The organism is Bacillus thermozeamaize, from assembly GCA_002159075.1.
GTDB lineage: Bacteria > Bacillota > Bacilli > ZCTH02-B2 > ZCTH02-B2 > Bacillus_BB > Bacillus_BB thermozeamaize.
This window is the reverse complement of record LZRT01000036.1, coordinates 13355-32784: the sequence shown is the minus strand read 5'-3', so window position 1 is coordinate 32784 and position 19430 is coordinate 13355. Positions and strand designations below refer to the sequence as shown.

Annotated in this window: 18 protein-coding genes; all 18 read right to left on the bottom strand. The window is 52.7% G+C overall.

Going from position 1 to position 19430, the window contains the following annotated elements; translation table 11 throughout:
• Position 1: 1 nt before the first annotated feature.
• Positions 2–1762 carry a 2-oxoglutarate ferredoxin oxidoreductase subunit alpha gene (locus BAA01_02465; protein OUM89741.1) on the bottom strand — a complete coding sequence of 587 codons (1761 nt, stop codon included), beginning with the start codon at positions 1760–1762 and terminating at the stop codon, positions 2–4.
• 203 nt (positions 1763–1965) lie between these two features.
• On the bottom strand, positions 1966–2979 hold the full coding sequence (locus tag BAA01_02460; GenBank protein ID OUM89652.1) for a hypothetical protein: 1014 nt from the start codon (positions 2977–2979) through the stop codon (positions 1966–1968).
• A gap of 134 nt (positions 2980–3113) precedes the next feature.
• On the bottom strand, positions 3114–3374 hold the full coding sequence (locus BAA01_02455; GenBank protein OUM89651.1) for a stage V sporulation protein S: 261 nt from the start codon (positions 3372–3374) through the stop codon (positions 3114–3116).
• A gap of 131 nt (positions 3375–3505) precedes the next feature.
• Positions 3506–4300 (bottom strand): metallophosphoesterase, encoded by a 795-nt coding sequence (locus tag BAA01_02450; protein OUM89650.1) that lies wholly within the window; start codon positions 4298–4300, stop codon positions 3506–3508.
• Positions 4301–4388: 88 nt separating this feature from the next.
• A complete protein-coding gene (locus BAA01_02445) occupies positions 4389–5930 on the bottom strand; it encodes a ribonuclease Y (GenBank protein OUM89649.1) in 1542 nt (513 codons plus the stop codon).
• Positions 5931–6097: 167 nt separating this feature from the next.
• Positions 6098–6727 (bottom strand): hypothetical protein, encoded by a 630-nt coding sequence (locus BAA01_02440; protein ID OUM89648.1) that lies wholly within the window; start codon positions 6725–6727, stop codon positions 6098–6100.
• 18 nt (positions 6728–6745) lie between these two features.
• Positions 6746–7774, bottom strand: coding sequence for a recombinase RecA (locus tag BAA01_02435; protein OUM89740.1), 1029 nt, complete (start codon positions 7772–7774; stop codon positions 6746–6748).
• A gap of 150 nt (positions 7775–7924) precedes the next feature.
• Positions 7925–9481, bottom strand: coding sequence for an RNA helicase (locus BAA01_02430; protein ID OUM89739.1), 1557 nt, complete (start codon positions 9479–9481; stop codon positions 7925–7927).
• A gap of 64 nt (positions 9482–9545) precedes the next feature.
• Positions 9546–10796, bottom strand: coding sequence for a competence/damage-inducible protein A (locus BAA01_02425; GenBank protein ID OUM89647.1), 1251 nt, complete (start codon positions 10794–10796; stop codon positions 9546–9548).
• Positions 10797–10823: 27 nt separating this feature from the next.
• Entirely contained in the window at positions 10824–11357 is a 534-nt protein-coding gene (locus BAA01_02420; GenBank protein OUM89738.1) for a CDP-diacylglycerol--glycerol-3-phosphate 3-phosphatidyltransferase, read from the bottom strand.
• Positions 11358–11423: 66 nt separating this feature from the next.
• A complete protein-coding gene (locus BAA01_02415) occupies positions 11424–12335 on the bottom strand; it encodes a hypothetical protein (protein OUM89646.1) in 912 nt (303 codons plus the stop codon).
• Positions 12336–12527: 192 nt separating this feature from the next.
• The gene (locus tag BAA01_02410; protein OUM89645.1) at positions 12528–12776 is read right to left on the bottom strand and encodes a hypothetical protein; all 249 of its coding nucleotides are present in this window, start codon (positions 12774–12776) and stop codon (positions 12528–12530) included.
• 85 nt (positions 12777–12861) lie between these two features.
• Positions 12862–13599 carry a hypothetical protein gene (locus tag BAA01_02405; GenBank protein OUM89644.1) on the bottom strand — a complete coding sequence of 246 codons (738 nt, stop codon included), beginning with the start codon at positions 13597–13599 and terminating at the stop codon, positions 12862–12864.
• Between the two features lie 117 nt (positions 13600–13716).
• Positions 13717–15009, bottom strand: coding sequence for a zinc protease (locus tag BAA01_02400; GenBank protein ID OUM89643.1), 1293 nt, complete (start codon positions 15007–15009; stop codon positions 13717–13719).
• Positions 15009–16319 (bottom strand): hypothetical protein, encoded by a 1311-nt coding sequence (locus tag BAA01_02395; protein ID OUM89642.1) that lies wholly within the window; start codon positions 16317–16319, stop codon positions 15009–15011. The genes BAA01_02400 and BAA01_02395 overlap by 1 nt, the downstream gene beginning before the upstream one ends.
• A 95-nt stretch (positions 16320–16414) precedes the next feature.
• Positions 16415–16597 (bottom strand): hypothetical protein, encoded by a 183-nt coding sequence (locus tag BAA01_02390; GenBank protein OUM89641.1) that lies wholly within the window; start codon positions 16595–16597, stop codon positions 16415–16417.
• Positions 16598–16683: 86 nt separating this feature from the next.
• Positions 16684–19071: a cell division protein FtsK gene (locus BAA01_02385; protein OUM89640.1), complete on the bottom strand. Its 2388-nt coding sequence runs from the start codon at positions 19069–19071 to the stop codon at positions 16684–16686.
• Positions 19072–19196: 125 nt separating this feature from the next.
• Entirely contained in the window at positions 19197–19415 is a 219-nt protein-coding gene (locus tag BAA01_02380; GenBank protein ID OUM89639.1) for a hypothetical protein, read from the bottom strand.
• Positions 19416–19430 lie beyond the last annotated feature (15 nt).

Below are 19430 nucleotides of genomic sequence, written 5' to 3'. Positions count from 1 at the left end.
CTTAAATCAGCTCCTTTTCAAGGGTGAACAGAGCCTTTGCCTGTGATTCGATCTCTTTTGGCAAGAAGGGGTTGCCGTCATATTTGAGGATGTTCTTCACCTTCTCTGCGTGGCCGACGTGCAGCTTGATTTGATTGGCCAACTGCCCCGTTGCGTTGTTTTCGACGACCATGACCATTTTGGCCTTTTCAACGTACGGTTTCATTTGTTCAGTCGGGAATGGATGAACCAGCCGGACATGGACGTGATTGACTTTCAATCCCTCTTTTTCCAGCCGTTCCTTCGCTTCTTGTATCGTCCCGCGGGTCGAATTGATACCGACAAACAGGATATCCGCTTCTTCGTGTTTGGCATCTACATACAGGGGTGAAGCAAAGCGCAGGTGTTGCAGCTTGCGAAGACGCTTTTCCATCATTTTCTTGCGGTTTTCGGGAGCCTCAGAGGGGCTGCCTGTTTCACTGTGTTCCACCCCTGTGACGTGGTGAATCCCGTATTTCTGTCCGGGCACAACACGCGGGGAGATGCCATCCTCAGTTATCTCATAGCGTTTGAAATTCCCCTGGATCGGCGGCAATTCTTGGCCGGCAAGCAGTTTGCCACGCCGGATCTCCACCTTGCTGTAATCGAGCGGTTCCACTGTCTGCTTGCCAAGAGAAAGCTGCAAATCGGTCAGAATGATCACAGGGCATTGATATTCTTCCGCCAAGTTGAAGGCTTCAACCGTATCGTAAAAGGCCTCCTCTGCCGTGCTCGGCGCAATGACGATTTTCGGAATCTCGCCGTGCGTGGAATAAATCATCGCGTTGATATCCGACTGCTCCGTCTTTGTCGGCAAGCCAGTGCTGGGTCCGCCCCGCTGGGTATCCACAATGACGACCGGCGTCTCGGTCATCCCGGCCAGTCCAATCGCCTCCGTCTTCAGCGACAAGCCCGGACCGGCTGAAGCTGTCATCGCCCGAACCCCTGCGTATGCAGCGCCGATGACCAGATTCATTGCCGCGATCTCATCTTCGGTTTGAATCACCGTGCCACCGAACTTCGGCAACTTTTTCGCCAGGTATTCCATGATATCCGAAGCCGGCGTAATCGGATAGGCTGCCATGATCCGGCACCCAGCAGCGATGGCGCCAAGAGAGATCGCGTCATTTCCGATCATAAAAAGGCGCCTCTTACCGTCCCCTGGTTGGAGCTTAAACTCCCCGAGCACATCAGAGGCATGTTCCTTGATAAAGGCGGCACCCTCAAGCAATGCCTGCATATTATTTTCAACCACTTGTTTACCTTTACGCGAAAAAAGGCCCTCCAGGACTTCACGAAAAATCTCTGGATCCAGGCCCAGCAACGCACTCGATGCCCCCACCGCAACCATATTTTTCATCAGCGAGGTTCCGTGCTGTTCTGCAATTTCGGTCAGCGGCACTGCATATAGGCGAATGCCCGGAATGGCATTTTCTGGGAGCTTGGGTGAAAACTTGGCGTCAGCTATGATCACCCCACCCTGCCGCAACTCATGATGGTTCACGTCAATCGTCTCTTGGTCAAACGCGACCAGAATGTCCAGATCATCCGAAATGGAACGAATCAGGCGAGTGCTGACACGGATTTTGCTGTTCGTGTGTCCTCCTTTGATCCGGGAAGAAAAGTGACGGTACCCGTAAAGATAATACCCCTGACGATTCAACGCTGCAGCAAAAATCTCTCCTGTGCTGTCAATTCCTTCGCCTTGTTGGCCGCCCACTTTCCACGATAACTGATCGATCATCTCTTTTTTGCACCCCTTCACATTCATCCAATACCGACACCTAACAAAAGTGTGCCCCTTTGCCTAGACAAGATCATGGAACAAGCAACGTTTAAGAAGGGAAGAACATGGTGCTACCGCCATAAGAATGTAAAAAAATGTTCATTAACTTGTCATTTCTAGTTTCTCTTTAAAGCTCATTATTCCACAAACAGTACGGTTTTTCAAGCAAGCAAATGCCGTTGCGCCCGTTCATCGGCTAGAGGCGGGTCCGTAAAAAACGTGCGGAACAGCCGCAACCAATTTTCACCCATAAATCCCCTAACCTCCTCTTCCTTGTAACGTTTCAGCAGCGCTTCCACCAGTTGATCCAGCTGACCCGCGTGTTCCAGCCCAGTGAGCAGGCGATCACTGCCATCGAAGTCAGAACCGAAGCCGGTTTGCCGCACGCCCCCCCATTCGCAGCAGCGTTCCAGATGCTTGAGCAAATCATCGATCGAAGCCGGTTGACGATCACTGACAAAGTCCCCGACAAACGTCAACCCGATACAGCCACCTGTCGCATAAATGGCTTTCACTTGTTCCTGCTTGAGATTTCGCGGATGATTCCTGATTTCAAAAATGTTGGAATGGGAGGCAATGACTGGATGATGATGAATCGCCAGAAGATCCCAAAAACTGGCTTCCGAGAGGTGGGAAACATCCAGCAACATGCCATACCGACTGGCTTCTTCAACAAATTGTCGTCCAAATGCGGACAATCCACCCGGATGCGGTTCGGCCACTCCGTCTGCCACCTCATTCCGAAAGTTCCAAGTTAACCCTGCGACCCGAACCCCCAGACGGTGCAACGTCCGCAAATGCAACAGATCACCCTGAACGGCATCAGCTCCTTCCAGCGTCAGCATGGCGACCCGTTTGCCATGCCGACTGGCCCGTTCCAAATCGATAGCTGTGCGGAAGGGTGTCCATTCTGTGCCATCCTTGACAATCTGCCGGTAAAACAAATCGATCATCTGAAGCGCAGTGTAAAACCGATTCTGAGGACTGACCGATGGAGGTATGTATATTGCAAACGATTGCATGAAAACCCCGGACTTCCTCAGCAATGGTCCACTGGCTTGCAAACGGTAAGGTTCTGAACTTCCTGTTGCATGGCCCGTGTGGCCATGAAATGTCATCGATGGATCAGCCCAGACTTTCCATAGCACATCACAGTGGGCATCCACAATCTTCACCCTGTTCTCCCCTTCCAATCATCTATCATATCCCTCTTGCTACAGTCTGACAAGGTGTGTGTCCAAAAAACGATTAAAACCTGTTTATCATTTGACAAACAGGTTTTGTCCCCTCTATCCCAGGCAGATCATCTCTACCTCGGTTCCACGATCAGTTTTATCGCCGTGCGCTCTTCTCCGTCAATGATGATGTCGGTAAACGCTGGAATGCAAATCAGATCAATGCCGCTGGGCGCCACAAATCCTCTGGCAATGGCTATCGCTTTCACTGCCTGGTTTAAGGCGCCGGCACCAATGGCCTGCATTTCTGCTGAACCTCTTTCTCTCAACACACCTGCCAATGCGCCGGCAACCGAATTCGGGTTGGACTTTGCTGAAACCTTTAATACTTCCATCGGCCGGATTCCTCCTCGTCAGATTCAGGATTCGCTTCACCTTTTACTATATTTTCATATTCCCTGGGCGCGAAAAATATTCCTTATCATTCATGCATGATGATTCATGCATGCTTCATGACGCTGCGCTGTCAATCCATCCAAGGCTGATCTTCCGTGAGGTGAAGCGCTTTGATCTGCAAGGCCATCCCGGTGAGATCATCCAGTTCAATCAACGTCGCATTCAACTGCCACTGGCCCCGATCCACTTCAAAACGAACGGGAAGCTGGGTCAAAAACTTCTTGATGATCATATCCTTTCTCATCCCGATGACCCCATCCTTGGGCCCGGTCATACCGACATCGGTTTGATAGGCGGTTCCCTGAGGCAGGATCCGGCAATCATTCGTCTGGACATGCGTATGCGTACCCAAAACGCAAGAAACTCTGCCATCCAGGTACCATCCCAAGGCGATTTTTTCCGCAGAAGCTTCCGCGTGAAAATCGACAAAGATGTGCTTTACCTGATCCTGAAGGGTCTCTAATATCTCATCGACGGTATGAAAAGGATTTTTCAGCGGGGGCAGATAGGTCTGTCCCTGGAGATTGATCACAGCCAGTTGATAGGACCCTTTTCGGAGAATCATCATGCCTTGACCAGGCGTACCTGGTGGATAATTGGCAGGCCTGACCATCCGCTTTTCCTGGTCAATAAATTCAAAGATCTCCTTGTTATCCCAGACGTGGTTGCCTAGTGTAATTCCGTCTGCTCCCCATTCAAACAGCTGCTTGGCGATTTTGAGATTGATGCCCCGCCCTCCCGCTGCATTTTCCCCATTGACGAGAATAAAATCGGGGCGGTATTTTTCCTTCAGTTTCGGCAAAAGGGTGGAAACTGCCCGACGCCCGGAGGAGCCCACAACGTCACCAATGAACAAGATCCGCACAGCCACACCTCCTCTAGTAATGGGCCATAGGCCTTCAAGAAAAGTATTTCCGTCCTTAAGAAAAAAAGGAAGTGGCGCAGGCCACTTCTCATCTCGCGTAATCGACAGCTCTGGTTTCACGAATCACAGTTACTTTGATGTGACCGGGGTAATCCAGTTCGTTTTCAATCCGTTTTCTTATCTCCCGTGCCAGTCGGTAGGTTTCAGCATCGTCCACCTTCTCCGGGTGAACCATAATGCGAACTTCTCGTCCCGCCTGAATGGCGTAGGATTTTTCCACCCCTTCAAACGACTCGCAGATCGCTTCCAGCTTTTCCAAACGACGGATATAATTTTCCAGAGTTTCCCTGCGCGCGCCAGGTCTGGCTGCCGATATCGCGTCCGCTGCAGTCACCAAAACCGAAATCACAGAATTGGCTTCCACTTCCCCATGGTGATACCCAATTCCGTTAATGACAACCGGATGTTCTTTATATTTTTTCGCCAATTCAGTACCTACCTCGACATGAGAACCTTCCACTTCATGATCAATTGCCTTTCCAATGTCGTGAAGCAAACCAGCCCGTCTGGCCAAAGCAACATCCTCATTCAATTCGGCAGCAAGCAATCCGGCCAGGATGGCCACTTCCACAGAGTGCTGCAAAACGTTCTGCCCGTAACTGGTTCGGAACTTCAAACGGCCGAGGATTTTGATGAGATCGGGGTGCAAGCCGTGCACGCCTGCTTCAAACATGGCTTGTTCACCGTATTCACGGATGCGTTCATCCACTTCCTTGCGCGCTTTTTCCACCATTTCTTCGATTCGCGCAGGATGAATGCGGCCGTCTGCCACCAGTTTTTCCAAGGCCACCCGCGCAATTTCGCGGCGAATCGGATCAAAGCCGGACAGGATCACCGCCTCCGGGGTGTCATCGATAATCAGGTCGATCCCGGTCAGGGTTTCTAGTGTCCGGATGTTCCTCCCTTCACGCCCGATGATCCTTCCTTTCATCTCGTCGTTGGGCAAAGATACGACAGAAACGGTGGTTTCTGCGGCATGATCGGCGGCACAGCGTTGAATCGCGATGGAAATGATCTCTTTTGCGATTTTGTCCGCTTCTTCACGCACTTTCAACTCGGCTTCCTTGATCCGTTGCGCCGCTTCATGCTTGACTTCCTCTTCCACTTGCTGAAGAATGGTGTTTCGCGCCTCTTCAGCGGTCAGTCCCGAAATCCGTTCCAGTTCCGCCTTTTGCTGGGTCAGAACTTCCTGTTGCTCTGCAATCAGCGATTGCAAATGTTGTTCTTTCTCCTGAAGATGTTGCTCCTTGTTTTCCAACGTTTCCATTTTCCGTTCCAAAGCCTCTTCTTTTTGCATGATCCGCCGCTCGAGATTGACTACCTCATTGCGGCGTTCCCGGATTTCTGCTTCGGCTTCAGAACGGAGGCGAAAGGCCTCATCCTTGGCTTCCAATATGATCTCTTTTTGTCTCGCTTCGGCTTCTTTTTTCGCGTTATCTACAATCTGTCGGGCGGCTTCTTCCGCACTGGAGATCTTTGACTCAGCAATCGACTTGCGCATCCAATACCCTGCTGCCAAGCCTGCGAACAATGCAACGAGGGTCGGGATGGCCACTGTGAGCAGATCCATCGTGCGTCCCCCCTCTCTAAAAAACGAGACCGGTTGAACGGTCTCACTGCGTTTTCGTACATTCCCATCGCATGCAGGTATGAATTGCGAAAAACAGGCAGCACCATGAGATTGCAGTCTCATTCTATGCTTTCAACCAGGGAATGTCAAGAATGGAACAGAGGCATTCAGGAAAAGAGGAGGTTCAGCACTTTTTGAATCACACTCTGGGAATAACCCCTGTAATACAGGTGACGCCCGATTTTGGCCCTCTTGTCACGGGGGGACAATTGCCTTCCCAACGACTTTTCCTTTTTTGCCGCCATGCGCTTGGCAAGCTGAAACAACTCATCCGGATCGAGGCTGGACAATATCGGTTCGTATATCGCATGGTCAATGCCCTTGTCGGACAGTTCCTGGGCAATTCGCAAGGGGCCATACCCTCTTTGCAGGCGGCGGGCGATATACTGTTCTGCATAAATGCGATCGTCCAAATATCCTTGCCGGCGGCAGTGCTCCAGCACCAGCCGGACAACCGGTTCGGAAAACCCCTGGCGTGACAAATGGCGCCTTACTTCGCCGGTTGTGCGCCAACTTGCCGCCAGATATCGATAAGCGCATGTTTTTGCCTGGATGAACGCCTCTTCCTGGAGAAGTTGGCGATGAAGATGTTCGTCCCAGACACATCCCTCTGTCAGACCGAATTTCAGGATGACCTCTTGATGAACGGTAATGGCGACTTCCCCATCCACCAGCACCTGGCAACGATGGGGCTGGGAAGGCACCGGCTCAATGGCGGTAATGAACGAACCAGTCATGTTGCTTTACAGATTTGCTTAAAGATCTGCCGGGAACGGGTCATCCGCTTCCGGGGGAACATCGGCCGACGAGACGATCCGAAGAGGGGTGATCTGGCAAACCTCGCGAATCTGCTTCTCGATTTCCTCGGCCACTTCCGGATGCTCCTTCAGGTACTGTTTGACATTTTCCCTTCCTTGCCCCAGGCGCTCTCCTTTGTAGGAATACCATGCCCCGCTTTTCTGGAGAATGTCCAATTCCGTGGCGATGTCGACGATGCTGCCTTCGCGGGAGATTCCCTCACCGTACATGATATCTACCTCTGCCTGGCGGAAGGGAGGAGCCACCTTGTTCTTGACCACCTTGATCTTGGTACGGTTCCCGACCATTTCATTTCCCTGTTTGATCGTCTCAGCCCGCCGCACTTCCAGGCGGATGCTGCTGTAAAATTTCAGCGCCCGGCCCCCAGGGGTGGTTTCGGGGTTGCCGAACATCACACCCACTTTTTCCCGAATCTGGTTGATAAAAATCGCGATACACTTGGACTTGTTGATCGCGCCTGAGAGCTTTCGCATTGCCTGAGACATCAGGCGCGCTTGCAAGCCAACATAATTGTCCCCCATCTCGCCGTCAATTTCCGCCTTTGGAACCAGCGCCGCCACCGAATCAATGACAATGATGTCCACTGCACCGCTGCGCACCAGGGCCTCCGCGATTTCCAAGGCCTGCTCCCCTGTGTCTGGCTGAGACAGGAGAAGCTCGTCAATATTCACGCCAAGATTCTGGGCGTACACGGGATCCAGGGCATGTTCCGCATCGATGAAGGCGGCTGTTCCTCCCAGCTTCTGGGCCTCCGCGATGGCATGCAGGGCCACGGTGGTTTTCCCGGATGATTCCGGTCCATAAATTTCAATGATCCTTCCCTTGGGGTAGCCACCGACTCCTAAGGCAATGTCCAGGGCCAGGGCGCCGCTGGGGATGGTTTCCACCTGGAGAGAGGCTTGCGCTTCTCCCAGTTTCATAATGGAACCTTTGCCAAACTGTTTCTCAATCTGTCTCAAGGCCATTTCCAAAGCCGCTTGACGATCTGCAGCCACATTCCTCTCCCCCTTGCCTATCAATAGCCTCTTTGTCCCTATCTTACCTGACGCTTGCGGAATGAACAAGCATATGTTCGATCATGGATGCAAAAGTGATGGGCCCATTGGGGCCGTGGCTCATAACGAACGGACGCTCCAATCCTTCTTTTTGGCTTTGTTGCGCGGCCTGGCCGGTTCTACATTGACGCGCACGCCTAAAAAGTGGACATGTTTCAATCCTTCCAGCACAAAGGGAGCCACCTGCTCTTTGACTTCAACAAAGGAATATTCATCAAACAGGTCAATCCGGCCGATGGATTGGGCAGTCACGCCGATCGTGCTGGTGATCAAATCGATCAGCATGCGCGGTTTTAATCCCGCCCTGCGGCCAACGTTGATAAACAGGCGAACCATTCCCAGGGATGCACCCGTGTCCCCAAAATCATATTCATTCCACTGGAGATTGGCAAGATGGGCGGAATAATGCAGATGCAGCGCAGCGCGGGCAATCTCTTTCAACGGATAATGGGCCTGCAGCTCCTCAATCAGCTCATCGTACTGCTCAAGCGCTCCCCCTTCATTCAAAACGGCCACCAGCTGTTCACGCCACTGTGATCGTTTTTTTCGCGTCACCTCTTCCAAGGAGGGAAGCTCCCGTGGAGTGATGCTCATTTTTGTCTGCTGCTGAATGGCGTGAAGCAACTTCATCTCCCTTGGCGTAACCAGCGTCATCGCGACGCCTGAACGGCCTGCCCGCCCTGTCCGTCCGATCCGGTGTACGTAACTTTCAGGATCCTGAGGGATGTCATAATTAATCACGTGGGAAACGTTGCTGACATCAATCCCGCGTGCCGCCACATCCGTGGCCACCAGCAGTTCAATCTCTCCTTCTCGAAAAGCCTTCATCACCTTGTCCCGTTGCATCTGGCTGAGATCGCCGTGAATGCCGTCAGCCAGGTACCCGCGTTCCTGCAGCGCCTCAGTCAACGCGTCCACACCTTTTTTGGTGCGGCAAAACACGATCCCCAGTTCCACTTCTTCACTGTCAATAATCCGGCACAGAACCTCCAGTTTATGGGATTCCAAAACGCGGTAATACACTTGTTCAATGTACGGGACATGGACATCGCCGTGGTTGATGGAAATGGGTACCGGCTCCTTCAGGTAACGCCTGGCCAGCCTCCGGATCTCCGCCGGCATGGTCGCGGAAAACAATAAGGTTTGCCGCTCCTTGGGCGTCGCCTTGATGATCTGTTCGATCTCATCAATGAAACCCATATCCAGCATTTCATCTGCCTCATCCAGAATCAGGTATTCCACCTGGCTGAGGTTGAGCGTGCGGCGGCGCAAGTGATCCAAGATCCGTCCCGGCGTGCCGATGACCACATGGACCCCCTGCTGCAAGGCGCGGATCTGGTGGCGAATGGATTGACCGCCGTAGATAGGAAGAATCCTCAGCGATTTATACCGGGAAATTTTTCGCAATTCGGCGGAGACCTGAATGGCCAATTCACGTGTCGGCGTCAGAATGATCGCTTGCACGGCCAGTTTTTTCGGATCAACCGCCTGGATGACAGGGATGCCAAAAGCGGCCGTTTTGCCTGTTCCCGTTTGCGCCTGTCCAATCACATCCTTGCCTTCCAAAATGACCGGGATACAGGCCGCCTGAATCGGCGTAGGCTCCTCAAATCCCATATCTGAAATGGATTTCAGGATTTCTTCTTGAATCGACAGTTCGGAAAAGCTTTTCACGTAGGCTTCAACCTTTCTCTCGCAACAATTGGATAAGTTTTAACATGGCCGTTTTGACGGCCCGTGTTTGAATTTCTTCCCGCCCGCCGGCGAATTGGTACTCCCGCACGTGCAGCTGTTCACCAAATTTCCAGGCGATCCACACCAGACCTACCGGCCGCCCTTCCAGCTCATCCGGACCCGCGACCCCTGTAATGCCGATGCCGCATGTCGCCCCGCACAAACGCTGGACGTGCCCGGCCATTGCCTCGGCGGTCTGGCGGGACACCGTGCCGTGCCGTTCCAACAGCTCTTGGGGAATGCCCAGCACGTCCCGCTTCGTGGCCAGAGAATAACTGACCACGCCGCCTGGAAATACAGAGGAACTGCCCGAAACAGAAGTGATCAGCTGACTGAGCCGTCCTCCCGTACAACTTTCGGCAACTGCCACTGTCTGGCCGCGTTTGCGCAATTCGTCCACCAGAATTTCTTCCAACCGCAGATGTTCTCCCTCACCATATATGTTGGTGGGGAAACGGCGGTACAATTCTTCAACAAGGGGCTGCAGCATTCGCTCGGCCTCTTCTTTGGAAGCGGCTTTTGCCGTCAGGCGTATTTTCACTTCGCGATCGCCTGCCAGCGGTGCAATGGTCGGATTGCTCTGTTGCTGGATTAAATCCTTGATTTGATCCTCGAGGAGTGACTCACCGATGCCGTAGAAGTTCAACACTTTAGAATGAATCACGACAGACTCGGGGAGAAGAGAGGTGAGAAAAGGGAGGACGAAATCCTGAACCATGGGCTTCATTTCTCGTGGCGGGCCGGGAAGCAAGACATACCAGACTTTCCTGTCCTCGTCGGAAACAGCCATGCCAGGGGCCAGGCCGAAACGGTTTTCGAAGATGTGGCTGCCCTGAACCACCATGGCCTGCTTGCGATTGTTTTCCGTCATCACGAGACCGCGTTTGGCAAAGAAAGCCGTGATTTTGTCCATCGAAGGCTGGTGCAGCACCAGCGGGCGCCCGAGCAGTTCGGCCACCATCTCCTTGGTCAGATCATCCTCTGTCGGTCCCAGGCCACCCGTCAGGATGATCAGGTCTGAGCGCTGGCGCGCAAGACGGAGCACCTCTTTGATGCGTGTCGCGTTGTCCCCGACCACCGTGTGATAATACACGCCAATGCCGATTTCTGCCAGCTTTTGCGAAAGATACTGGGCATTGGTATTGGCAATTTGCCCGAGCAACAACTCGGTACCCACTGCAACGATCTCCGATTTCAATTCCCAAGCCGCCCCTTTCGTTTCATCTTACCCGGCCTTCTGCAATATGGACCAGTTTTTTACAAAATATTCTACACCGGAGACGACTGTCAAGATCACCGCCAGCCAAATGGCAATATCCGCCATCGGAATCGCCAGCAGCGAAAAAGGAAAATTGTTGACGATTAACAGCGAAATGGCCACAATTTGCAATACCGTTTTCAGCTTTCCCATGCCACTGGCGGCGATGACCTGGCCGTCGGCCGCTCCCACCAGACGCAGTCCCGTCACCGCAAATTCCCGGCTGATGATGATGGTGGCCATCCAGGCGTCCAATCGCTGCATTTGAACCAGGGCGATTAACACAGCCGAAATCAGCAATTTATCGGCCAGCGGATCGAGGAATTTTCCCATATTGGTTACCAGCCGTTTTTTCCGTGCAATGTATCCGTCCAGACCATCCGTGATCGCAGCCAGGATAAACATGAAAACCGCGAGCATTTCATTCAACGTCAACAAAAAAACCATGACCACTGGAACCAATAAAATACGCGCCAGTGTGATTTTATTGGCTAAGTTCACACAATCCTGCCCCCCATAACAAATCAAAAAGCCGGATCCTCGTTTCGAAACGCTTCATAAAGATATTCACCGGCTTGCTTCCACCTGCTGGATAATATAGTTTTGTGGGCGTGCCAAATTCCCGGTTTCAATCGCTTGGCCATTGATGGTCAACTGAATGGCAGATGGCGCACCGATCCGAAGACGAACCGTCGAGGGCAGCTCCGTCTGGTCTTCTCCGGGCCAATGCAAGGTTTCTCCCGGCTGAAGTTCCTTACTGAACAGCTTAGGTCCTTTTGCATGATTCGCTCGGAGTTCAACCCAACATCTGTCTTTTGCCTGAATCTGGATGGCTATCTCATTCCCGGTCAATTCATAATAATCGTTTTGTCCTTCCTGTTTGACCAATTTAAGCTGCGCTGTAGGCTGTGTAGCGGCATCCTCTCCCGCTTCTCCCGGCTTCTCCTGCCCATTCGGCAACGGTTGTTCTTCCGTCTGGCCTGACAGCCCCTTCCCCAACGGCGGCGAGGTAGGCTCCTTGTCTTCCACGGAAAGATTCGGCAATGAGTTGGGAGGCAACGTCTGTCCCGGTTGGTTGAATTCCTGAGACGACCAGAACCAGTAGATGACGATGACGATCAGGCCTACAAAGGCGACGAGCAGGAGGCTTGAGAACCCCTTGGCGAAAAAGGACGGCTTCGGCTGCACCCGGTACCCTTGATGCCGCGCACTGCGAGGCGGTAAAGGGGCCGTATCGCCGTCTGATTTCGACTCTGGCGGAAGATAGGAAGCCAGCAGCTCATCCGGGTCCAGGCCCACCGCTTCCGCGTAACTTTTGATAAAACCACGGGTATAAAAATGCCCGGGCAACAGATCGAACCTTCCTTCTTCGATCGCTTGCAAATACCGCACCCGTATTTTCGTCTCTTCCGCGATCTCTTCCAGGGACTTTCCCTTCTCAAGGCGGGCCTGTCTTAAAATTTCGCCCAGGTTATCCAAGAGATAACCCTCCTTTCTATCTCACAGGCAACCACGAACGAAATTTATATGTACACGATTGTAACGTATGCACCAACCTGCTGCGAATATGAATATCGATTCCTTTTCAGGCAAAAAGTCCATTGCCCCTTTAGCATAACAAAAAAGCCCTTCTTGTAAAAGTACAAGTTGGGCTTTTTATCGGCTGTGGCTTTATTTGTGATCAACCAGTTTCACCATCAACCCGGCCAGCATCTTTTGCTCTTCTTCATTTCCTGCTTCCCAGAGCTCTTTTAATAACCGTTCTTCATTGTTTTTCGGGTCCACATGATTGGCCAGGTAATCGCCGATTTGATAAGCGATATTTTGGATGGTCTGATCATCCATGCCGGCATTTTGAGCCTGGTCTACACGTTGATTCAAAAAATCTTTCCATTGGCTGAAATTGTCCAAGATCGACATCTTCTCGCCTCCTCCGCATGTTTGAACCAAATGTTCAGTTGCATTTGTAATTTGCAACAGGAAAAAGAAAAATATGCATCTTTTTTTACCGCCAGCCTCCCGACAAGCCGATCACCTGGCCCGTCAAGTAGGATGCCTGTTCAGAGGCGAGAAATTGCACCAGCGCCGCCACTTCCTGTGCGGTGCCGAACCTTCTGGCTGGAATTTCCATCGTCAACCACTCTTTTTCCTCCGGATGAAGGTGTTGATTCATCGGCGTCTCAATCACGCCCGGGGCAACGGCGTTGACGGTAATGCCGGCGCCTGCCACCTCCTTGGCGAGCGCCTTGGTCATGGCGTTCAATCCTCCCTTGACGGTGGAATAAACCACTTCGTTGGCCGCGCCTACCTCGCCCCAGATGGAGGAAATGTTGACAATACGGCCGAAGCCTAATCGCATCATGTGGGGAAGGACCATTTGCGTCAGAAAAAAGCTGCAGCGCAGGTGAAGATTCACCATCATTTCCCATTCCTCGACCGTCACGTCCTGCGCCAGGCCATGCATGGCTATGCCGGCGTTGTTGATCAGAATATTAGGATAAAATGAATGCCGCTCCATCGCTTCGCCAATCCGGGACAATCCTTCCAGCGTCGATAAATCGGCCGATACGGTATGCACCATGACACCTTTTTGCAGGCATTCCTCGGACAGCGCGCGGATCGACGCCTCCGAACGAAAATAGTGGAGCAAGAGGTGATCCCCTTGCTCCGCGAAACTCCGTGCGATGGCGCTGCCAATTCCCCCACTGGCTCCGGTAATCAAGACCCTTCTCCCTGTATTCAATGAAGCATCCCTTCCTCGTTCCCATTCTCCGCCGCGGCGGTTCTTATCATGGCCATTTGCGTTCGAAGTCATTTTCCGTTATGCAAAGGAGGCGGTTTTCCGAACCCTTTGTTTGGACTAACGGGAAACAAGCGGTTCGACGATTGAAACGGCCATCTGTTCCGGGTGCAAATGTTCCCGCATCCGGCGGTTCACGTCTTCGCAAGTGATCCGTTCCAGCATCGGCAGCACGGCAAACAGATCGGTCCCGTTAAACCGGTAACTTGTAAACTGATTGGCAATAAACTCGAGTGAGTTGAGCGAACGAAGCCACTGTCCGATCTTTTTGCGACGCACCCTTTCAAACGTCTCCTCGGATAACCCCTCGTCTAGGTGTCTTGCGAGACGCTCTTTCACGATGGACAGCAAGCGCTCGGGGTCAGGCGTGTCTCCGCCGACCATCGTAAAGGCGAATGCTGTCTCTTCCACCAACTGGTAACCAAAGCTGTCATCAATCAGATTTTCATCGTAAAGCTGCTGATACAACTCCGAACCGGTGCCGAACAAAGCCTCCATCGCCAGCTCCGTTTCGCACTCCCGGCGAAGCAAAGCATCGCCGGAAAGCAACCGGCCTTCCTTGAATCCAAACATCAGCTTGGGCACGCCGACAGACAATTGACGCCGGCGCTCCGGATTCGCCACCTCCTGCGGCTCTTCAGGATAAAGGCGGGTCACCTCTGATGGCGGCGCAAAGGTTTTGGCGGCTTGATTTTCTCTCACCCAATGGATGACTTCATCCGGATCAATCTGCCCAACGACAAACAGCAACATGTTGCTCGGATGGTAAAACGTCTCGTAACAGCGGTAGAGCATCTCTTTCGTAATTCGGGAAATGGATTCCACGCTTCCCGCAATGTCAATCCGTACGGGATGGCGCTGATAGAGAGCCTGGATCAGGCCAAAATACACCTGCCAATCCGGATCGTCCTCATACATCCGGATCTCCTGCCCGATAATCCCTTTTTCCTTTTCCACGTTTTCGTCGGTAAAATAGGGACGCTGCACGAAATCAAGCAAAGTCAACAAATTTTCCTTGACCTTGTCCGTGCAGGAAAACAGATAGGCCGTCCGTGTGAAGCTGGTAAAGGCGTTGGCCGAAGCGCCCTGCTGGGAAAAACGGTGGAAAACGTCCCCATCCTCCTCTTCGAACATTTTGTGTTCCAAGAAATGAGCAATTCCGTCCGGGACCTCTATCGGTTCCCCGTTCCTTAACCGGAAATGGCGGTCGATGGAACCGAACCGGGTCGTGAACGTGGCATATGTTTTCCGGTATCCGGGCTTAGGCAGGAGAAAAACCTGTAAGCCGTTCGGCAATGTTTCATGATACAAGGTTTCCTCCAAACGCGGCACATGCACTGGTTGTAATGCCATCAGACAGCCCCCTCCTCTTGTTGCCGGTTTCGCAGAAAGTAAACCGTGTCCAGTTCAATCCTTTCTGCCACTTGCTGGATCTCCTCGCGGGTGACCGACAAAATCCGCTGGATCAATTCATCCGGCGTCTGACGGACCCCGGCCACCAGGCCGCGGAAGGCGTAATCCACCAACAGGCCGGCGCGATCGTGGACTTCGCGCAGATGATGGACCAGCAACGACTTGGTCTGCTCAATTTCCAACTGGCTGAAGTTCCCTTGCCGCATCATCTCCAACTGCTCTTTGACAATGTCGAGGGTCCGTTGATAGTTGGACACCTCAATCCCTGTCTGGATCATCAGGATGCCTTTCAGGCTGTCCAGCCGGGAGGAGGCGTAATAGGCAAGGCTCGCCTTTTCCCGGACATTGCGAAACAGCTTCGAGTGAGCGAAACCGCCCAGAAGGCCGTTGTACACCATCAACGCCGGGTATTCCGGCGAAGCAAGCGTAAGGCCTCCGGTACGCAAGCCCAGATTGAGCTTTCCCTGGGTCACATCCAATTCCTCGACGACCGAACGCACTTCGTCGACATGGATCGGATCGCCGCCGGCAGGAGACAATGGCTTCACCTGCCTGGTTTGAAAGGTGAAATGCCGCTGGACGGCAGATACGACGTCTTGTTCTTGAACCTGGCCGACAACAAACAGGTCGATGGGGCTTTGCTCGAGCACTCGCCGGTAATGCTGGAACAACGGTTTGGATTCCACCGTTTCCAGATCCTCCAGCCGCCCGTACGGCAGCAGGCGAAACGGTTCATTCTGGCACATCTCTTCGATACAACGTTCCTGGGCATAACGGATTTTGTCATCGATGATTCCCTGAATCTGGCGGCGCAGCGAATCTTTTCCCGCCTCCACATAACGCGGCGCAAATCCGCCCTGTTCATCGACGAGCGGGTGCAACAGGACATCGGCGAGAAAGGCGACCCCTTTCTCAAGCAGGTCCTTTTCCCCGCTGAGGTATTTCGCGTGCGGAAGATCGAGATAAAATTGAAGCACTTGCCGCTCTCCTCGTTTATCCACGTCCACCTGAAAAGATGCGCCGTAGAGATTGTCCAGGTAACGTTTCATCGCCTGTATCGTCGGGTAGCGGGCGGAACCCCGCTTGAGCACCTGGGCCAGCATGGCCGTGGGTGTCACAGCCTCTTCCGTCAAAGCCTGCTGCATCATCAGGACGAGGGTCACTGTTTTAAATTGTTTTGTCGGGTAGATATGCAGATTCATCCCGGGAAGAGAGGTGGAACGAAACCATGGTCCTGTGTTCGGAGACATCCATGTACCCCTTTCAACGTGTTCGTTTATTTTATCCATATCGTTGCCATCAGTGTAATAAAAAAACATAAAAAAACGACCGTGCGGCCGTTTTCTTACTCCATCTTGGCAACAAGAACTTCCATTTCTCGTATTTTCAACGTCCCATCATCCATGATGTCGTAAATTTTCGTCCCTTCTTCATCATCGGGTTCAAACTCGATGTAGCAATCACTGCAATAATAGCGATGCAGGCCGATCTGGCCAATTTTGGTTCGATGGCAAAGCGGACACTCCATCTCCCATCACCTACTTTTTCGTTGTCGACATACCATCATGAAATAATTATAACTATTCTAATGAACAGAGGTCAAGAAAACATTTTTCACCCGACCTGATCCGGTTTGATCAGTACCTCACGCGGCTTGCTTCCCTCATAGGGACCGACGACACCATGACTCTCGAGGGCGTCAATCAGACGGGCCGCCCGGGTGTAGCCGATATGCAAGCGCCGTTGCAACAGGGAAACGGAGGCCTGCTGCGCCTCAATCACCAACTGCATCGCCGCTTCGAACAGTTCATCCTCTTCTTCAACCTTGCTCGCCTGCATCGTTTCTGACAGGATTAGATCCTCACGATAAGACGCTTCCTGTTGAGACTTGACATAGGATACCACCGCTTCCACTTCCCGATCGCTGACAAAGGCTCCCTGTACCCTGACGGGCTTGGGATATCCAACCGGGAAATAAAGCATGTCCCCGCGCCCAAGCAGTTTTTCCGCGCCCGCCATGTCCAGGATGGTGCGGGAATCCACTTGCGATGAGACGCCAAAAGCGATCCGCGAGGGGATATTGGCCTTGATGAGCCCCGTGATGACGTCCACCGAGGGCCGTTGCGTGGCAATGATCAAATGAATGCCAGCCGCTCTCGCCATTTGCGCCAACCGGCTGATCGCTTCCTCCACATCGCCGGGTGCCACCATCATCAAGTCCGCCAATTCATCGATAATCACCACGATATAAGGGAGCTTCTCCTGCCCCCGCATCTCCATCATCTGATTGTACCGTTCAATATCGCGCGTGCCCGTCTGGGCAAACAGCTGATAACGGCTTTCCATCTCCTGCACCACTTTCTTCAGCGCCATCGACGCTTTCCGGGGATCGGTGACAACCGGAATCAGCAGGTGCGGGATCTCATTGTAAACGCTCAGTTCCACCATCTTTGGATCGATCATCAAGAACTTCACTTCATCCGGACGGGCTTTGTACAAGAGGCTGATGATCATCCCGTTGATACACACGCTTTTCCCCGAACCGGTGGCACCGGCGACCAGCAGATGGGGCATCTTGGCCAGATTCCCGATCACCGGCTCACCGGAAATATCCCTGCCCAAGGCAACAGACAATTTGCCGTCGCTATCCCGGAATGCCGGCGACTCAATCACTTCCCGCAGGGTGACAATGGAGATTTCCGGATTGGGCACTTCAATCCCCAGCGCCGACTTTCCGGGTATCGGCGCTTCAATCCGGATATCTTTGGCCGCCAGGGCCAGAGCCATATCATCGGCCAAACTGACGATTCGGCTGACCTTGACACCCGTCTCCGGCTGCAGTTCAAAGCGGGTGACGGCCGGACCGCGGTGAACCTGCGTCACCTTCGCCCGGACTCCAAAGCTGTCCAAGGTTTGTTCCAGTTTTTTCGCAAGTTGATGGATGGAACGGTTCTTTTGCTCGGAAGCAGACTTGTTCCCTTTCTTCAATAACCGGACAGGCGGAAGATGGTACGGTCCTTCCAAACTTCCCGTCTTCGCCTCCGGCAACGGTGCCCCTAAATCGCTGCGCGAGTGGCTTTTCCAGTCGCTGCCGTCTTCATCAAGCGCGTGCTTTTCTTCAAAGAGCGGGCCGGCCGTCGTTTCCAGGTGCCTCTTCGCTTCGTCAAGCAACGGTTCGGGGGCCAAAGAGGCATGATCATCATCCTCTTCTGTTGCATGCGCGTCCGATTGTTCCATATCCGGAAACAAGGTTCCCTCGACATCCCTTTTTTCCGGCGTCAGCTCGTTTTCCGCCGTCTGTTCCCGCGGTTCTTTAAATGCTGGCTCCTCTTCACTCGTCAAGTTTTTTTGGCGGGCTTGGCGCTTCTCCAGTTGCCGGTTGAAAAAAGCGTACAGCCGTTCATTCACTGTCCGCGCAAGATTCCTGAACCACTGCAGGAGCACAGCGAAGGTACGGACATAGGAAAGATTGGTCAACAGCAATAAACCGAGGAGAAGCAGGAGGATGACCACGATCTTTGTCCCGTTAACGTCAAAGAGAAAAGAAAAAAGCGTAAAGAGCAGGGCGCCCAGCATTCCCCCGCCGGCTCCCGGCGTCGCAGTCCCTTGCAAGTGTTCCGCCTTCTGCGCCCATAACGTCTCCCAGGTCAGGGAAAGAATATGCTGGCCGGACAAAAGCCCCTGATTGGCAGCCACCTCATAAAAGCGGATGTGCGCCAGCAGCAAGACAGCCAGCAGCAGAAGCAAAAAACCGCTCCACCGGTAAGACAAGCGCAGCAACCAGCGGCGCCTGATCATCAGATAAAGCCCCCATCCGGCAAAACAAAGGGAGATCAAAAATCCCCAACTGCCGGCGATCAGAAAAAAGAGAAAGCTGATGTAACGCATTTTCCCATAACCGATGAGGGAAATCAGGGAAAAGGTCAACAGCACCAGACCGTAAGCTTCAAACTTCAATTCCTCACGAAAGCCTTTCCGCTTCTCCGCCTTTCGACCTGCCATGCCTCAAACACCCCAAAAGAAAAAAGCAACAGAAACGGCAACTGAACGTTGCTTGTTGCTTTTTCGTCGATCTTGTATTGCATTATATCACAAGCACATCCCGCTGTGTTAGAAATTGGGAACGTTCATGGGCTTGGCCGAAAATGGATGACCCGCCCAGGTGCATACTTTGCATTTAAATAATCTTGCGGGTTCGGACTGATCAATCGGACGATCCGGTACTGGGCCGGAGTCAAAGGTTCGATGATCATCGTCATGTCATTGATTTGCACTTCCTGAAAATGCCTTTCCTGATCCATGCCTTCCAGGATATATTCGACAGGCATAGCGGAATATATGATCATCGCCAACCCTCCTTT